The sequence below is a fragment of the Rhodococcus sp. NPDC057014 genome (assembly GCF_042673295.1).
Taxonomy (GTDB): domain Bacteria; phylum Actinomycetota; class Actinomycetes; order Mycobacteriales; family Mycobacteriaceae; genus Rhodococcus_F.
In genome coordinates, this window is sequence record NZ_JBHUSF010000190.1 from 1 (window position 1) to 17,031 (window position 17,031).

At 68.7% G+C, this 17,031-nt stretch carries 16 protein-coding genes; 1 reads left to right on the plus strand and 15 read right to left on the minus strand.

The window, feature by feature from the left end; all coding sequences use genetic code 11:
* Positions 1 to 51 precede the first annotated feature (51 nt).
* The 7 genes from ACFTZB_RS29075 to ACFTZB_RS29105 all read right to left on the minus strand — a co-directional run bounded on the left by ACFTZB_RS29075 (position 52) and on the right by ACFTZB_RS29105 (position 8,702).
* On the minus strand, positions 52 to 390 hold the full coding sequence (locus ACFTZB_RS29075; protein ID WP_005240467.1) for a P-II family nitrogen regulator: 339 nt from the start codon (positions 388 to 390) through the stop codon (positions 52 to 54).
* A 57-nt stretch (positions 391 to 447) separates the two neighbouring features.
* On the minus strand, positions 448 to 1,707 hold the full coding sequence (locus ACFTZB_RS29080; RefSeq protein ID WP_378436616.1) for an ammonium transporter: 1,260 nt from the start codon (positions 1,705 to 1,707) through the stop codon (positions 448 to 450).
* A 249-nt stretch (positions 1,708 to 1,956) separates the two neighbouring features.
* Complete coding sequence (gene ftsY / locus ACFTZB_RS29085) at positions 1,957 to 3,363, minus strand: signal recognition particle-docking protein FtsY (protein WP_378436598.1); 1,407 nt, start codon at positions 3,361 to 3,363, stop codon at positions 1,957 to 1,959.
* A 66-nt stretch (positions 3,364 to 3,429) separates the two neighbouring features.
* Entirely contained in the window at positions 3,430 to 7,035 is a 3,606-nt protein-coding gene (gene smc / locus ACFTZB_RS29090; RefSeq protein ID WP_378436600.1) for a chromosome segregation protein SMC, read from the minus strand.
* Positions 7,036 to 7,057: 22 nt separating this feature from the next.
* Entirely contained in the window at positions 7,058 to 7,327 is a 270-nt protein-coding gene (locus ACFTZB_RS29095) for an acylphosphatase (protein ID WP_255314957.1), read from the minus strand.
* Positions 7,328 to 7,332: 5 nt separating this feature from the next.
* Positions 7,333 to 8,262, minus strand: a complete 930-nt coding sequence (locus ACFTZB_RS29100; RefSeq protein WP_378436603.1) for a hypothetical protein — start codon at positions 8,260 to 8,262, stop codon at positions 7,333 to 7,335.
* Positions 8,262 to 8,702, minus strand: a complete 441-nt coding sequence (locus ACFTZB_RS29105) for an OsmC family protein (protein WP_378436605.1) — start codon at positions 8,700 to 8,702, stop codon at positions 8,262 to 8,264. The genes ACFTZB_RS29100 and ACFTZB_RS29105 overlap by 1 nt, the downstream gene beginning before the upstream one ends.
* Before the next feature lie 147 nt (positions 8,703 to 8,849).
* Here ACFTZB_RS29105 and ACFTZB_RS29110 point away from each other — a divergent pair, with 147 nt between their 5' ends.
* Entirely contained in the window at positions 8,850 to 9,548 is a 699-nt protein-coding gene (locus tag ACFTZB_RS29110) for a pyridoxamine 5'-phosphate oxidase family protein (RefSeq protein ID WP_378436607.1), read from the plus strand.
* Here ACFTZB_RS29110 and mutM read toward each other — a convergent pair.
* From mutM to ACFTZB_RS29150, 8 genes are all read right to left on the minus strand, one after another.
* Positions 9,499 to 10,368, minus strand: a complete 870-nt coding sequence (mutM, locus tag ACFTZB_RS29115) for a bifunctional DNA-formamidopyrimidine glycosylase/DNA-(apurinic or apyrimidinic site) lyase (RefSeq protein ID WP_378436609.1) — start codon at positions 10,366 to 10,368, stop codon at positions 9,499 to 9,501. The genes ACFTZB_RS29110 and mutM overlap by 50 nt on opposite strands.
* Entirely contained in the window at positions 10,361 to 11,119 is a 759-nt protein-coding gene (gene rnc, locus ACFTZB_RS29120) for a ribonuclease III (protein ID WP_073359140.1), read from the minus strand. Before rnc ends, mutM begins: the two co-directional genes overlap by 8 nt.
* Before the next feature lie 19 nt (positions 11,120 to 11,138).
* A complete protein-coding gene (gene rpmF, locus ACFTZB_RS29125) occupies positions 11,139 to 11,321 on the minus strand; it encodes a 50S ribosomal protein L32 (protein WP_005240446.1) in 183 nt (60 codons plus the stop codon).
* A gap of 2 nt (positions 11,322 to 11,323) precedes the next feature.
* Positions 11,324 to 11,884, minus strand: coding sequence for a DUF177 domain-containing protein (locus ACFTZB_RS29130; RefSeq protein WP_276139348.1), 561 nt, complete (start codon positions 11,882 to 11,884; stop codon positions 11,324 to 11,326).
* 149 nt (positions 11,885 to 12,033) lie between these two features.
* Positions 12,034 to 12,807, minus strand: a complete 774-nt coding sequence (locus ACFTZB_RS29135; protein WP_378436619.1) for a DivIVA domain-containing protein — start codon at positions 12,805 to 12,807, stop codon at positions 12,034 to 12,036.
* A 108-nt stretch (positions 12,808 to 12,915) separates the two neighbouring features.
* Positions 12,916 to 13,410 (minus strand): pantetheine-phosphate adenylyltransferase, encoded by a 495-nt coding sequence (coaD, locus tag ACFTZB_RS29140; RefSeq protein WP_378436611.1) that lies wholly within the window; start codon positions 13,408 to 13,410, stop codon positions 12,916 to 12,918.
* On the minus strand, positions 13,407 to 13,973 hold the full coding sequence (gene rsmD / locus ACFTZB_RS29145; protein WP_378436614.1) for a 16S rRNA (guanine(966)-N(2))-methyltransferase RsmD: 567 nt from the start codon (positions 13,971 to 13,973) through the stop codon (positions 13,407 to 13,409). The genes coaD and rsmD overlap by 4 nt, the downstream gene beginning before the upstream one ends.
* On the minus strand, positions 13,970 to 17,031 hold a 3,062-nt coding region (locus ACFTZB_RS29150; RefSeq protein ID WP_378436615.1), incomplete at its 5' end, for a pyruvate carboxylase. The genes ACFTZB_RS29150 and rsmD, both read right to left, overlap by 4 nt.

Sequence of the window (17,031 nt, forward strand, 5' to 3'; positions counted from 1 at the left end):
TCCGTCGCCTTGGCGACGGAACCAGGGCCGGTCTTACCGGACCCGTTGGGGTCAGAGCGCATCCGCGCCGCGTTCCCCGGTGCGCACCCGGATGACCGACTCGACCGGCGACACCCACACCTTGCCGTCACCGATCTTGCCGGTGCGTGCGGCCTCGACGATCACCTCGACGACCTTGTCCACGGCAGCGTCGTCGACGACGACCTCGACCCGGACCTTCGGTACGAAATCGACCGAGTACTCGGCTCCGCGGTAGACCTCGGTGTGCCCCTTCTGGCGGCCGTACCCCTGGACCTCGCTGACGGTCATGCCCAGGACGCCCGCCTGCTCGAGTCCCGTCTTGACGTCCTCGAGAGTGAACGGCTTGACAATTGCCGTGATCAGCTTCATTTCGTTGTCCCTTCCAAAGCGCTTCGGTACTCGATGTTCACTCTTATCACTAGCCGATCAGGCGAAGTCGTAGGCGGTCTCCGCATGTTCGCCCTCGTCGATGCCCTGAGCCTCTTCCTCGGCGGACACCCTCCAGCCGAGCGGCTTGAGAGCGAACGCGATGACAGCGGTCAGGATGCCGGTGAACACGAGTGCGGACAGCGCGATCACGATCTGGACAACCAACTGCTTGTAGTCACCACCGTAGAACAAACCGGTCGACGTTCCGAAGAATCCGATGGCCACGGTGCCCCAGAGGCCGGAGACGAGGTGCACACCGACGACGTCGAGCGAGTCGTCGTAGCCGAACTTGAACTTCAGGCCCACGGCCAGCGCAGACAGGATGCCGGCGATCGCGCCGAGGACCAGCGAGCCGACCGGGCTGAGGGCACCGGCGGCGGGGGTGATGGCGACGAGGCCCGCGACCGCACCGGAGGCGGCGCCGAGGCTGGTGGCGTGACCGTCACGGATGCGTTCCGTCAGGAGCCAGCCCAGGATTGCGGCGGCGGTGGCAGACGTCGTGTTGACCCAGGCGAGTCCGGCGTTGCCGTCGGCGGCGAAAGCGGAGCCCGCGTTGAAGCCGAACCAGCCGAACCACAGCAGAGCGGCACCGAGCATGACGAACGGCAGGTTGTGCGGGCGGAACGCGGTCTTGCCGAATCCGGCGCGCTTGCCGATGATCACGGCGAGGACGAACGCGGCGATACCGGCGTTGATGTGGACGACGGTGCCACCGGCGAAGTCAATGGGGGCCACGGAGGCGACCAGTCCACCCTCGCCGTCGTCGGTGGTTCCGAAGATCTTCGCCGCCAGTCCGTTCTCCGAACCGGACAGCAGACCGCCACCCCACACCATGTGAGCGAGCGGGAAGTACACGATGGTGACCCACACGCCGGAGAACAGCAGCCACGTGCCGAACTTGACGCGCTCGGCCAGGGCACCGCTGATCAGCGCGGTCGTGATGATCGCGAACGTCACCTGGAAGGCGATGTCGATCACGTTGGGGTAGCCGAATGCGCCTGCGATGAAGTTGCCGTCGGCATCGGTGATGCTGTCCTTCAGGCCGAAGAACTCGAACGGGTTCGCGAAGATGCCCCCGATGTCGTCGGTCCCGTAGGACATCGACCAACCCCAGAGCACGTAGATCACCGCGATGACCGCCATGGCGCCGAACGACATCATCATCATGTTCAGCACGGACTTCGACCTGGACATGCCGCCGTAGAAGAACGCCAGGCCGGGCGTCATCAGTAGAACCAGGGATGCTGACATCAGCATCCATGCGGCGTTGCCGGAGTTTGCCAACACTTCGTCGGGACTCACTTACTACCTCCTAGTCGCGCGCTGGTCTGCACGTCGTCAGGAAGTAGATTCGCGTTGCGGTGTTTCGGCTGTGCCACTGCACTGTTTCGCGCGCGTGAACGCATCGGCCTATTTTGTTGCGTGTACGTTTCGCCAGGCGATTTGCGGTCGGTTTCAGCTCCCCGGAGCCGTCCGGGACCCCGAGACGGCCGGCCTCGTGGCCTCTCAGCCGAGCAGCGCGTCGACGAAGGCGCCCGGCTCGAACGGGGCCAGATCGTCGGCGCCCTCACCGAGTCCGACGAGCTTCACGGGAACGCCGAGTTCGTGCTGAACCTGGAACACGATGCCGCCCTTGGCGGTGCCGTCGAGTTTGGTGAGCACCACACCGGTGATGTCGACGACCTCGGCGAACACCCGCGCCTGCGCCAGGCCGTTCTGCCCGATGGTCGCGTCGAGGACCAGGAGGACGTCGTCGACCGACGCCTTCTTCTCGATGACCCGCTTGACCTTGCCGAGCTCGTCCATGAGGCCCGTCTTGGTGTGCAGCCTGCCCGCGGTGTCGATCAGGACGACGTCGACGCCGTTGTCGATCCCCTTGGACACCGCGTCGAACGCGACGGCCGCCGGATCGGCGGCTTCCTTTCCGCGCACCACCTCGGCGCCGACCCGTTCGGCCCACGTCTGCAACTGGTCCGCGGCGGCCGCACGGAACGTGTCGGCGGCGCCCAGCAGGACGCGCCTGCCGTCGGCCACGAGAACACGCGCGAGCTTGCCCGTGGTGGTGGTCTTGCCGGTGCCGTTCACCCCGACGACGAGCAGGACCGCCGGGTGGTCGTCGTGCGGAAGGGCGCGGATGGAGCGGTCGAGTTCCGGACGGAGTTCGGCGACCAGGACCTCGCGCAGCAGCGCGCGCGCGTCGGCCTCGGTGCGGACACTGCGCGACGCCATCTGCGCACGCAGGGACGTGACGATCTTCGTGGTCGTCGCCGAGCCGAGGTCGGCGATGAGGAGCGTGTCCTCCACCTCTTCCCAGGAGTCCTCGTCGAGGTCGCCGCCGCCGAGCAGTCCGAGCAGGCTCTTGCCCACCGCGGACTGGGACCGGGACAGGCGCCCACGCAGACGGTCGAGGCGGCCTTCGGTGGGCGCGATGACGTCGAGTGCGGGTGCGGCGGGAGCCGGTTCGGGCTCGGGTGCGGGCGCGACCTCGGGTTCCGGTTCGACCTCCGGGGCGACGACCGGTTCGTAGGTGACCGGCTCCGGCGGGGCCACCGGCTTCTCCGGCGCCTTCTCGGGTGCCTTCTCGGGGGCGGTGGCCTTCTCCGGCTCCGGAGGCGCCACGACCTCCGGTTCCGGCGTGATAGCGGGTTCGGGCACCGGTGTGGGCAGCACCGGCTCCGGCACCACTTCCCGGGGCGGCGCCGTCGCCGTCGACCCCTGGCTGAAGTTGAACCCGCCGTCGGCACGATAACTGCCCGAACGGTCCTTCTCCGCCGTGGTGACCTGCGGGGTGTCCGGCGCCTTCAGGGAGATCCGGCGACGCCGATACAGCAGGGACCCGACGACGAGAACGACGAGAAGTAGGGCCAGTGCGGCCGCGATGGCAATCCAAGCTCCGGTAGTCACGCCGCCCATTGTTTCAGGCTCCGGATTCCCTCGCGCACTGCCTCGCCGGGCGCAGGGTCCCCGTCGGTGCCGGAATCAGGCGTCTGCGGCCACCATGTCCTGGCCACGGAGCCGCTGGGAGATGACGGTGGTGATGCCGTCGCCGCGCATGCTGACGCCGTACAGCGCGTCGGCCACCTCCATCGTCGGCTTCTGGTGGGTGATGACGATCAGCTGCGACTTCTCCCGCAACTGCTCGAACAACCCGATGAGGCGGCGCAGGTTCGTGTCGTCCAGCGCGGCCTCCACCTCGTCCATCACGTAGAAGGGGGACGGCCTGGCCCGGAAGATCGCCACGAGCATCGCCACGGCCGTGAGCGACTTCTCACCACCGGACAGCAACGACAGCCGCTTGACCTTCTTGCCGGGCGGCCGGGCCTCCACCTCGATGCCGGTCGTCAGCATGTCGGACGGATCGGTGAGCACCAGCCTGCCCTCGCCACCGGGGAACAGTTTCGCGAAGACCTGCACGAATTCGCGTTCGACGTCCGCGTAGGCCTCGGTGAACACCTGCAGGATGCGGGCGTCGACGTCGGCGACGACACCGAGAAGGTCCTTGCGGGCGGTCTTCACGTCCTCGAGTTGTGTGGAGAGAAAGTTGTAGCGTTCCTCGAGCGCGGCGAACTCCTCGAGCGCCAGCGGGTTGACCTTGCCGAGCGTCGCCAAGTCCTTCTCGGCACGTTTCGCGCGACGTTCCTGCGTGGTCCGGTCGTACGGAACCGGTGCGGGCATCGTGACCTGTTCGCCGCGTTCCTTCGCCTGCTCGTACTCCTCCATCTCGAGTGCGGACGGCGGCAGCGCGACATCGGGACCGTATTCGGCGATCAGATCGTCCAGGCCGATCCCGTGCTGGTCGAGGATCGCCTCCTCGAGTTGTTCGATGCGCAGTGCGGCCTGGGCGCGGGCCACCTCGTCGCGGTGCACGGCGTCGGTGAGCGACGCCAGCTGTCCGGTGAGCTGACGCACCCTTTCCTTCACCTGTTCGAGTTGGGTCGTCCGCTCGGTGCGGGCCCGGGCGAGTTCGTCCCGGTGCGCCATCGCGGAGTCGACGACCTCTCCGAGGTGCTCGGCGACCCGCTGCCCGGACTCGGCGACGGCCGCCGCGACGGCGGCCGCGTTCTGCCGGGCCTTCATCGCGCGTTCGGCCCGGGCGCGCGCGTCGCGTTCCACCTGGGCGGCGCGGCGCAGCGAATCGGCCTTGCCGCGCACCGACTCGGCCCGTTCCTCGGCTGTGCGCACGGTCAGCCGGGCTTCGACCTCCACGGCCCGCACTTCCGCGAGGGCCGCGGCCGCCGTCTCGCGATCGATGCTCGTCGAATCGGACCCACCCGTGTCGGCGCCGGCGGGCGAGGCGTCCTGTTCCGCCATCCGCAGCCGTTCCTCGAGTTCGGCCAGCGCGGTGAGTGTGTCCTCGCGACCGCTCTCGGCCTTGTCCCGCTGCGCCATGAGCCGATCGGATTCGGCGTGCGCGGCGCGGGCGGCCTGGCCGAGGCGGCCGAGGCGTTCGTAGATGGCCGACATCGCGGCGTCGGACTCGTTCAGCGCGGCCAGTGCCTGTTCCGCGTTCTCCTGTCGGTCGGCCTGTTCCGCAACGGCGCCGGACAGTGCCGCGGACAGTTCCTCGGCGCGACGTTCGGCGCGGGCAAGATCCTGCACCGAGTTGTCGATGGCGGCCTGGACCTCGAGGGTGCTCGGCTGGCGGTCCGAGCCGCCGCTCATCCAGCCCGCCCCGAGGAGATCACCGTCGCGGGTGACGGCGCGCACGTCGGGCCTGCGCCGGACGTGTTCGACGGCGTCGTCGAGGGAGTCGACGACGACCACTCCGCCCAGGAGCGCCGCGAGCCCGGTCCGGAGTTCGGCGGGGCAGTCGATGACGTCGACGGCCCACCGGGCGCCGGAATCCAGGTGCCCGCCGCCCGGGACGGTCTGATCGGTGCCGATGACCAGGGACGCCCGGCCGCTGTCCGTTTCCTTCAGCGCAGCGACCGCGCCGCGGGCGGCGTCGAGGGAGTCGGCGACGACGGCGTCCGCGGCGGGCCCCATCGCCGCCGCGACGGCGCCCTCGTAGCCCTTTTCGACGGTGATGAGGGTACCGATCGGTCCCCGGATGCCGTGCTCACCCCGGTTCTCGACGAGCCAGCCGGCGCCGTCCTTGCGTTCGAGGCCCATCGACAAGGCGTCGATCCGGGCGCGCAGCGACGCCACTTCCTGCCCTGCGGCGCGTTCTTCGGACTGGAGTTCGGTGACGCGTTCGGAGATCAGACGAAGCGCCTCGACGGCACGCTCGTGGTGGGAGTCGAGCCCGAGTTCACCGGCGTCGAGGTCGCCGATCTCGTCCTGGACGACCTCGAACTCGGATTGTGCGGCGTCGCCGCGCTGCCGGGCCTCGTCGATCGCGACGGTGAGCCGGGACACTTCGGCGTCGACGGAGTCGGCGCGGGTGCGCAGCGTGTCGACCTGCCCGGACAGCCGGGCCAGGCCTTCTCGGCGGTCGGCGATCGCCCGTACCGCCGCCATGTGGGCCCGTTCGGCCTCGGCGGCCGTCTCTTCCCCCAGCGCCAGTTGCTCCTTGGCCGCGTCCAGCGCCGCACGTGCCATCTCGACGGCTTCGACGAGTTCCCGTTCCTCCGCGGCGATCCGGTCGGCGCGGGCCTCCATCTCGTCCGGATCCTGACCGCGGTTCGCGGACGGCTCGGAGTCGAGGTGGCGCGCCCGTTCACGGGCGATGCGGATGGTCGCGTTGACGCGTTCCGCGAGCGCCGACAGCTGGAACCACGTCTGCGCCGCCGCTTCGGCACCCGGTGTGAGCCTCGACAATTCCTGCTCGTGCCGTCCCAGCTCGAGGTTGGCCTCGTCGAGCGCCGCGGTGACGTGGTCGTGCTGCTCGCGGGCGGCCTTCTCGTCCTGCGCCTGGTCGGCCAGCTCCTCACGCCGCGACACCAGATCGTCGGCGGCGAGTCGCAGCTTCGCGTCGCGGAGGTCGGCCTGCACGGTCTGCGCGCGACGGGCCACCTCGGCCTGCCGCCCGAGTGGTTTGAGCTGGCGCCGCAGTTCCGCCGTGAGGTCGTTCAGGCGCGCCAGGTTGGCCTGCATCGCGTCGAGTTTGCGGACCGCTTTTTCCTTGCGCTTGCGGTGCTTGAGCACCCCGGCTGCCTCTTCGATGAATGCGCGCCGGTCTTCCGGACGCGATTCGAGGATGGCGGCGAGGCGGCCCTGCCCGACGATCACGTGCATCTCCCGGCCGATACCGGAGTCGCTGAGCAGTTCCTGCACGTCCATCAGCCGGCACGAGCTGCCGTTGATCTCGTATTCGCCGGCGCCGTCGCGGAACATGCGCCGGGTGATCGACACCTCGGAGTAGTCGATCGGCAGGGCGCCGTCGGAGTTGTCGATGGTCAGCGTCACCTCGGCGCGCCCGAGGGGCGCCCGCCCGGCGGTGCCGGCGAAGATGACGTCTTCCATCTTGCCGCCGCGCAGCGCCTTCGCCCCCTGCTCACCCATCACCCAGGTGAGTGCGTCGACGACGTTGGACTTGCCCGACCCGTTGGGCCCTACGACACAGGTGATTCCCGGCTCGAATCGCAGAGTCGTTGTGGACGCAAAGGATTTGAATCCCTTCAGCGTCAGACTCTTCAGATGCATGACGGAGAACTTTACCTTCGGTTCACCGTTCGACGAACCCGGTGAGGTCGCCGCGGGGGGAATCCCATTGCTCCACGACGAGATCCACCGCGCCCGGCGTGTCTCCCGACCGCAACAGCGTCAGCAGGGTGTCCAGCTTGTCCCGGGGGCCCTCGGCGATGACGAGTACCCGGCCGTCCTTCTGGTTGGCGGCGTATCCGACGAGGCCGAGTTCGAGTGCGCGGGCGCGGGTCCACCACCGGAATCCGACGCCCTGCACGTACCCGTGCACCCATGCGGTCATTCTCTCCATGTCCGTCACGACCGTTCGAGCTTGTAGATCTTCCCGGTGAAGCTGGTGGCGTAGAGCGCGTCCGGGTCCCAGCCCGGTCCTGCGCCGAAGCGCACCGAGGACACGAGCGGCAGTCCGGACGCCAGGGCGCAGCTCTCCCCCGTCGCCGGATCGACCCGGACCACCTTGCCGCCACCGTTGTAGGCGACGTACACGATGCCGTCCGGTCCGACGGTGAGGTCGTCGGCCGCGTTGAGTGGCCCGGAGCCGGGCAACTCGACGGACACGACGGGACCGCGCAGGTCGTCCTCGCGGAGGATCCGCAGCGTGGTGGTGGTGTCGAACGTCGTGACCGTGTACACGGCGCCGTCGTGCACGGCGAGTCCGTCGACCGTTCCCAGATCGGTGCGCACGACCTCCGGTGTGTGAGGCTCGTCGGCCGGGACGCGGGTCAGTCCGGCGCCGGAGCCGAGATTCCGCGCGGTGAGGATGTCGCCGTTGCTCAGCCGGACGAGTCCGTTCGGCATGACCAGCCCCTCGGCCACGGTGCTCGTGTCCCCGGTGTCGAGGTTCACGACGTCGACGGTGCCGGTCGCCGAGCCCGTGACTCCCGAGGCGAAGGAGTTGCCCGTGGCGAAGTACGCGTCGGCACCGTCCACGGCGATCCCACCCGGCGATTCGACCTCGGGCACGATCGGGGTGACGGTGCCGTCGGGACTGACCCCGTCCAGGGCTCCGCCGCCCACCAGGCCCGTCCGCGACACCAGCATGGTGCCCGCGCCGTCGAAGGCCAGGTTCTCGAGCACGCCCGCGCCGGACGTCACCTCCGACACCGACCACGGGGTGCAAGCGCCGCCGGGGGGCGAGAACGCGGGCCCGGCCGCGGCCGGCGCGACCACGAGCAGACCGGCGCAGAGCGCCGACCCGCCCGCGAGTGCGGCGAGCTCGCGCCGCATCATTGTTCCTTCTCGACGGTCAACGTCACTTTCGTCCCGGCCTTCAGCGTCCGCCCGACGGTGCACACCTTGTCGACCGACCGTTCCACGAGCGTGACCAGCCGCTGCTGCGCGTCGGCGTCGAGCTCGCTGAGATCGAGTTCGAGCACCTCGTCGAGCTGCGGGTACACCTCGTTCTCCCGGTCGGCGGCGCCGGACACCCGGATGGTGGCCTCGTAGTTGTCGCCCAGGCGCCGCGACAGCGGGAAGTCCGAGCTCATTCCGCTGCACGCGGCGAGTGCGATCTTCAGGAGCTCCCCCGGGGTGAACACGCCCTCCACGCTCTCCGAGCCGATCAGGACCTCGGCGCCGCGGGAGCTGCGGCCGGTGTACAGCCGGGTGCCCGTTCGCTCGACCCACAGTGTGGTGGGCGCCGTCGTGTCGGAAGTCTGTTCTGCCATGCGCTCAATCCTGCCACCGATGGCCGCAACGCCAGGTAGGCGGGTGGGCGGCACCGGTTTCCACCGATTTGTGAACGCCGATTCTCAGCAGCGGGAACCGGTGGGCCGTAGGGTGAACCGACCAACGACGCCGAGACGTAGCGGGGAATGCAGATGGGCCAGATCGGAAGTGCGGGAGAACGCCGACTTCAATCCGAGTTCGGCACCGGGGATCGTGCCGCCAAGTTCTACTCGGATCAGATGCTGGACCATCTCAATCCGACGATGATCGAGTTCGTCGGACGCCAGGAGATCGCGTTCATCGCCACCGCCGACGCGTCCGGCGAGTGCGACAACAGCCTGCGCGCCGGGACACCGGGATTCATGCACGTCATCGACTCGAAGACCCTCGCGTACCCGGAGTACCGCGGCAACGGCGTCATGGCGAGCCTCGGCAACATCCTGGAAAACCCGCACGTCGGAATCATTCTCGTGGACTTCGTGCAGGACCTCATCGGACTGCACGTGAACGGTTCGGCCCGGATCGTCGACGACGAGGCCCTCCGCTCCGAGATCGCTGACCTGCCGGTGGACCACTCCGGCGGGCGGATCCCCGAACGCTGGGTGGTGGTGGACGTGGAGGAGGCATACATCCACTGCCGCAAGCACATTCCGAGGATGGCACCGGTTCCTCGCCACCGCGAGTGGGGAACCGACGACGTGAAACGCAAGGGCGGCGACTACTTCGACGCCAAGGCGACGCCGCGCCACGACGCCGACGGCAGGATCGCCGACGGGTCCGCCGACCTCACCCGGGTCATCTCGCCGGGCTTCTCCGCGGCGCCGGCTGGCACTTCGGGCAACTGAACGACGAGCGGTTCATGAACTTCTCCCGCCGGATCGCGGTGCCGCAGCGCGGGCACGGGCGATCCTCCTGACCGTAGGCGGACAGGGAGCGATCGAAGTAGCCCGACTCGCCGTTGACGTTCACGTACAACGCGTCGAAGGACGTGCCGCCCTGGGTGAGTGCCTCGCGCATCACCTGCTGGGCGGCGGTGAGCACCGCACGAATCCGGGGACCGGTCAGCCTGTCGGTGAGCCGGTTTCCGTGGATCTGTGCGCGCCACAACGCCTCGTCCGCGTAGATGTTGCCGATGCCGGAGACGACGGTCTGGTCCAGCAGCACGCGTTTGATCTCGGTGTGCTTGCCGCGCACCACCTTCACGGTGGCCGCCAGATCGAAACGCGGATCCAGTGGATCGCGGGCGATGTGCGCCACCGAGTCCGGCACGAGCGAGCCGTCGACCTCGACGAGGGGCGCGAGCGCCCAGCCCCCGAACGTCCGCTGGTCCACGAACCGGAGGTCGAGACCGGAATCGAGCCGGGCCCGGATGCGCAGATGCTTCTCGGTCGGCAATTCCGGTGGCTGCACGAGCATTTGACCACTCATACCGAGATGGACCACGAGTGCGACCGTGCTGGGTTCGAGGACCAGCCACAGGTACTTTCCGCGGCGGTCGGCGCCCGCGATACGTTCGCCGGTGAGCTGGCCGGAGAGGTCCGCGGCACCGGGCAGGTGACGTCGGATCGCCCGCGGATGCAGGATGTCCACGGAATCGATCGACGCCCCCACGATGTGGCGTTCGAGTCCGCGCCGGACCACCTCGACTTCGGGTAGTTCAGGCACTGACGTCGTCGGCCGCTACGTCGGGGCCCGCGTCGGACAACGCGTTCCACGCCGTGCTCGCGGCCTTCTGCTCGGCCTCTTTCTTGGAGCGGCCGATACCGACGCCGAGAGGTTTGCCGCCGACGATCACGGTGGCGGTGAACTCCTTGTCGTGATCGGGGCCGGTCGCGGTGATCTCGTACGCCGGAACACCGACGCCACGCTCCGCGGTCAGCTCCTGCAGGCTCGTCTTCCAGTCCAGTCCCGCGCCGAGGCGGGGGGCTCGCTGGAGGAGGTCGCTGAAGAGATCGAGGACGACGCGTCGCGCCGTCTCGATTCCGTGCTCGAGGTGGATGGCGCCGAGAATCGACTCCATGCCGTCGGCGAGGATGCTCGGCTTGTCGCGGCCGCCGGTCATCTCCTCGCCCTTCCCGAGCAGGAGATGGGCACCGAGTCCGCCCTCACCGAGGCTGCGCGCCACTTCCGCGAGCGCGTGCATGTTCACGATGCTCGCCCGGATCTTCGCGAGGTCGCCCTCGGACTTGTCGGGGTGCGCGAGGTAGAGCTTCTCCGTGACGGTGACCCCGAGTACGGAGTCACCGAGAAACTCGAGACGCTCGTTGGTGGGCAGGCCACCGTTCTCGTACGCGTACGAGCGGTGCGTCAGCGCCAGGGTGAGCAGTGAAGGCTCGATTTCTACGCCGAGGGCGGCGAGGAGGGAAGCATGATCCTCCTCGCCGCCGGCGGGTGTATTACTGATGTCGCTCGTCACAACGCCTCTCCGTGGAGAACTAGACGGCGGCAGTGACCTGGCGGCCCTTGTATGTGCCGCACGACGGGCACGCGACGTGGGGCAGCGTCTTCTCGCCGCAGCCACGGTTGGGGCAGGTGACGAGGGTAGGCACAGTGGTCTTCCACTGGCTGCGACGCGACCTCGTGTTGGATCGCGACATTCTGCGCTTGGGGACAGCCACTTCTACTTCTCCTCGGCTTCGTTGTTCACAAGATTCTTGCTGGGTTCCGAATCCACGCCAAATTTGGCTGCAAGACCAGCCCAGCGAGGATCAAGTATGTCATGCCCGTGGCCAGATTCGGCAATCGCCAGGCGAACGCCACATTCTGGGCACAATCCTTGGCAGTCGTCACTGCAGAGCGGCTGCAATGGCAGTGCGAGGCCGACGGCGTCGATCACGACGGGTTCGAGGTCGATCTCGTCGTCGACGACGTGATAGACCTCCCCCTCCTCCGTGGTCTCTTCCGTGGTGCTGTCCGGGTACGCGAACAGTTCCGTGAGGGTCAGGTCCACCGTGCCGGAGAACGGCTCGAGACATCTCGAGCACTCCCCGACGGTGTCGGCTCGCAACGAACCGGTGACCAGGACCCCCTCGGATACGGCCTCCAACCGGAGATCCAGATCGATCTCCGATCCTTCCTCGATGGCGATCAGGTCGAGACCGATGCGCTGTGGCGCCGTCACCACCCGTTCCACGGTGCGCATCGAACCGGGACGACGGCCGAGTTTGACCGTGTCCAGCACGAAGTCCGCGTCCCGACGGGAACGCGATGAGCTGTGGCGATGGGATGACAACAGGCTTCACTTTCGAGAAAAGGAAAACGACAAAGGGCAACCACTCCACAATACGCAATGAGGGCGGTGGAGCCAAATTCGATCGAGCGTTCCGCCGCTCAGCGGCGACGCTCGGCGCGGCGGTCGTCGACGTCGTAGTCGGAGGCGTAGTCGGGAACACCCGAACCCGTCCGCAACTGCTGACGCCCCCGCCCCACGGACCGGACGGTGCCGTTGAGGAAGTCCTCGAACTCCGCGAGCTTCGTGTCGACGTACAGGTCGCAGTCCGAGCGCAGACGATCCGATTCGGCGTGCGCGGAGTCGATCACCCGGGCCGATTCGGCGTGCGCGGCCTGGACGACCTCCGTCTGCGAGACGAGCCGCGCCTGCTCGGCGGTGCCGTCCGCGACGGACCGCTCGTAGGACGCCTTGCCCGACTCGATCATGCGATCGGCCTCGGACCGCGCCCGACCCGTGAGCTGGTCGTACTCGCGCCGGCCTTCGGCGACGGAGGACTCGGCCTCGGCGCGTGCGTCGGTGACCAACTGCTCGGCGTGCGCGCGGGCCTCGGCCACCATCCGGTCGGCCTGCGCCTTCGCGTCCGCCAGGATGCGGTCGGCGTCGTCGCGGGCGTTCTCGATCGTGGAGTTCGCCTCGGCGTTGGCGCTGGAGACGGTCTTCTCCGCGTTCGCGCGGGCGTCCCCCACCAGTTTGTCCTTGTGGTCCAGGACGTCCTGGGCGTCGTCGAGTTCACCGGGAATCGCATCGCGCACGTCGTCGAGCAGTTCGAGGACGTCGCCGCGGGGAACCACGCAGCCGGCGGTCATCGGTACGCCGCGTGCCTCTTCGACAATCGCGACCAGTTCGTCGAGCGCCTCGAAAACCCGGTACACAAGCAACCCCAATCGTCCGTGACCCTCAGCAGGTCGGCGCAGCCTTCCTCGTGCAAGTCTGCACGACCGGACGCCGCGGGTGGGTCCTGGCAGCCGGTGTGTCGGGTATCAGCTGCTCTCGGCGGCGCGCTCGGCGATCCGCGCGAGAAGGCGGGCGTGCACCTTCTCCGGGAGCATGTCGGAGACGTCGCCACCGAATGTGGCCACTTCCTTCACGAGCGAACTCGACAGGTAGCTGTAGGTGGGGTTGGTCGGGATGAAGAGCGTGTCGACACCACTGAGCTTCTGGTTCATCTGCGCCATCTGCAGCTCGTAGTCGAAGTCGTTGGCACCGCGCAGGCCCTTGACGATCGCCGTGATCCCTTGCTGCTTGGCGTAATCCACCAGCAGGCCGTGCCAGGAGGAGACCCGCACGTTGGGCAGATCGGCGGTCGAGTCTTCGAGCATCTCGATGCGTTCCTCGACCGTGAAGAGGCCACGCTTGTTCTTGTTGACCATGACCGTCACGATGACCTCGTCGAACTGCGCGGCAGCTCTGCCGATCACGTCAAGGTGGCCATTGGTCACAGGGTCGAAGGATCCGGGGCAGACAGCGCCAGTCATGAGTCCAGACCGTAGCAGGTCGCCAACTCGATTCTCGCCTCACCGTACTTCTTCGCCTTGACGGGCGCGAAGCCGTCGGGCCAGGCCGTCTCCGGCGACCTCGACGACCGTTCGAGCACCACGATCGAGCCGTCGCCGACCCAGCCGTTGGCCCGCAGGTGGCCGAGGACCGTCTGCACCGCCGCATCGTCGACTGCGTACGGCGGGTCGGCCATCACCAGGTCGTACGGCCGGTCGGCGGTGCCCGCGAGCACCGCGGCCACCGGGGCGCCGCGGACTTCCGCGCCGGGCAGGCCGACCGTCGTCACGTTGTGTTTGATGATGCCCGCCGCCTTCGAGTCGGACTCGACGAGCACCACACGATCCGCACCCCGGGACAGCGCCTCGAGGCCGAGCGCCCCCGATCCCGCGTAGAGATCGAGGACGGACGCGCCCTCGAGGTCCATCCTGCTGTGCAGGGCGCTGAACAATGCCTCGCGGACCCGGTCCGAGGTGGGCCGGGTCCCGCTCGGCGGGACTCGCAGGCGTCGACCGCCCGCGAGTCCCGCGATGATCCGAGTCACTCGCTCGCGGACTCCCCCGTCGCCACGACGGCGAGGAGGTCGCCGCCCTCCACCTGCTGGACCGAACCGATGGCCAGCCGGGAGACGGTGCCACCGCGGGGTGCGGTGATGGCCGCTTCCATCTTCATGGCCTCGATGGTGGCGATCGTGTCGCCGGCCGCGACATGCTGGCCCTCGGTGACGGCGAGGGTCACCACACCGGCGAACGGCGCCGGCACGTGGCCGGGGTTGTTCTTGTCGGCCTTCTCCGCAGCGGGGATCTCACTGGAGATCGACCGGTCACGCACCGACACCGGACGCAACTGCCCGTTGAGGATGGCCATGACGGTGCGGTATCCACGCTCGTCCGGTTCGGAGATGGCCTCCAGCCCGATGAGCAGCTCGACACCCTGCGCGAGGCGGACCCGGTGCTCGTCGCCGCGGCGCAGGCCGTAGAAGAACTGGTTCGCCGACAGCTGCGAGGTGTCGCCGTACTTTTCCCGGTGCTCGAGGAATTCCTTCGTCGGGCCGGGGAACAGCAGCCGGTTCAGCGTCGCACGGCGCTCCTCGGACGTGCCCGCGAGGGCCTTCTCGTCCTCTTCCGACAGCGGCACCTCGGGCTTGGCGTCGCCACGGCCCTCGAGCGCCCGGGTGCGGAACGGTTCCGGCCAGCCGCCGGGCGGGGTGCCCAGTTCGCCGCGCAGGAATCCGACCACCGAGTCGGGGAGGTCGAACTTCGCGGGGTTCTCCTTGAACTCCTCGGTGGAGGCACCGGAGCCGACGAGGTGCAGGGCGAGATCGCCGACCACCTTCGACGACGGGGTGACCTTCACGAGGCGCCCGAGCATCCGGTCGGCGGCCGCGTACTTGGCCTCGACCTCCTCGAACTTGTCGCCGAGCCCGAGGGCCACGGCCTGCGTGCGCAGGTTCGACAGCTGACCGCCCGGGATCTCGTGCGTGTAGACGCGCCCGGTGGGGGCGGGCAGCCCGGACTCGAACGGGGCGTAGACCTTGCGGAGCGCCTCCCAGTACGGCTCGAGGTCGCACACGGCCTGCAGGTCCAGGCCGGTGTCGTGCTCCGAGTGCGCCGCCGCGGCCACGATCGCCGACAACGCCGGCTGGCTGGTGGTGCCGGCCATCGCGGCCGACGCGCCGTCGACGGCGTCCGCGCCGGCCTGCCACGCGGCCAGGTACGTCGCGAGCTGTCCGCCCGGGGTGTCGTGGGTGTGCACGTGCACGGGCAGGTCGAAGTTCTTCCGCAGCGCGGTCACCAGGGTGGTGGCGGCCGGGGCGCGGAGCAGTCCGGCCATGTCCTTGATCGCGATGATGTGCGCACCGGCCTCGACGATCTCCTCCGCCAGGCGCAGGTAGTAGTCGAGGGTGTACAGCTTCTCGTTCGGGTTGGACAGGTCGCCGGTGTAGGAGAGGGCGACCTCGGCGACCGAGGTGCCGGTCTCCCGGACGGCGTCGATGGCCGGCCGCATCTGGTCGACGTTGTTGAGGGCGTCGAAGATGCGGAAGATGTCGATGCCGCTGTTCGTGGCCTCCTCGACGAATGCCCGCGTCACCTTCTCCGGGTACGGGGTGTACCCGACGGTGTTCCGGCCGCGCAGCAGCATCTGCAGGCAGATGTTGGGCACGGCCTCACGCAGCGCCGACAGCCGGTACCAGGGGTCCTCGTGCAGGAAGCGCAGCGCCACGTCGTAGGTGGCACCGCCCCACGCCTCGATCGAGAGCAGTTCCGGGGTCAGCCGGGCGACGTGTCCGGCGACGTCGAGCAGACCGCTGGTGCGCACGCGGGTCGCGAGCAGCGACTGGTGGGCGTCGCGGAACGTGGTCTCGGTGACCGCGAGTGCCTTCTGCTCCCGCAGTGCCTTGGCGAATCCCTCCGGCCCGAGGGCGAGGAGCTTCTGGCGGCTGCCGTCCTGCGGCGGGGCGGACAGGTCGATCTGGGGGAGCTTGTCGCGCGGGTACACCGCCGACGGCCGCTCGCCGTGCGGCTTGTTGACCGTCACGTCGGCAAGATAGGACAGGATCTTGGTGCCGCGGTCTGCGGAGCTGCGCAGCGTGAGCAGCTCCGGGCGCTCCTCGATGAACGAGGTGGTGACCCGTCCCGCCTTGAAATCGGGGTCGTCGAGCACGGCCTGCAGGAACGGGATGTTCGTCGACACGCCGCGGATGCGGAACTCGGTGACCGCGCGGCGAGCCCGGGCGACGGCGGTTTCGAGGTTGCGGCCTCGGCAGGTGAGCTTGACGAGCATCGAGTCGAAGTACGCGCCCACCTCGGCGCCGAGGGTGGCACCGCCGTCGAGGCGGATGCCCGCGCCGCCCGGTGTGCGGTACGCGGTGATCCGCCCGGTGTCCGGACGGAACCCGTTGGCCGGGTCCTCGGTGGTGATGCGGCACTGCAACGCCGCACCGCGCAGCGTGATCTTGTCCTGACTCAGGCCGAGATCGGCGAGGGTCTCCCCCGACGCGATCCGCAGCTGCGACTGCACGAGGTCGACGTCGGTGACCTCTTCGGTGACGGTGTGCTCGACCTGGATACGCGGGTTCATCTCGATGAACACGTGGTTGCCGCGGGTGTCGAGGAGGAACTCGACGGTGCCCGCACAGGAGTAGTTGATCTCCTTCGCGAACGCGACGGCGTCGGCGCAGATCTTCGCCCGCAGCTCTTCCGGAAGGTTCGGGGCCGGCGCGAGTTCGATGACCTTCTGGTGGCGGCGCTGCAGCGAGCAGTCCCGCTCGAACAGGTGGATGACGTTGCCCTGACCGTCGGCCAGGATCTGGACCTCGATGTGCCGCGGGTCGACGACGGCCTGCTCGAGGAACACCGTCGGGTCGCCGAACGCCGATTCGGCCTCACGGGCGGCGGCCTCGATGGACTCCTTGAGCTGCGCCCGCTCGGCGACGCGGCGCATGCCGCGGCCACCGCCGCCTGCGACGGCCTTCACGAACAGCGGGAACTGCATGGTCTCGGCCGCGGCCAGCAACTCGTCCACATCGGCGGACGGCTCCGACGACGCCAGCACCGGCAGACCGGCCGCCTTCGCCGCGGCGATCGCGCGCGCCTTGTTGC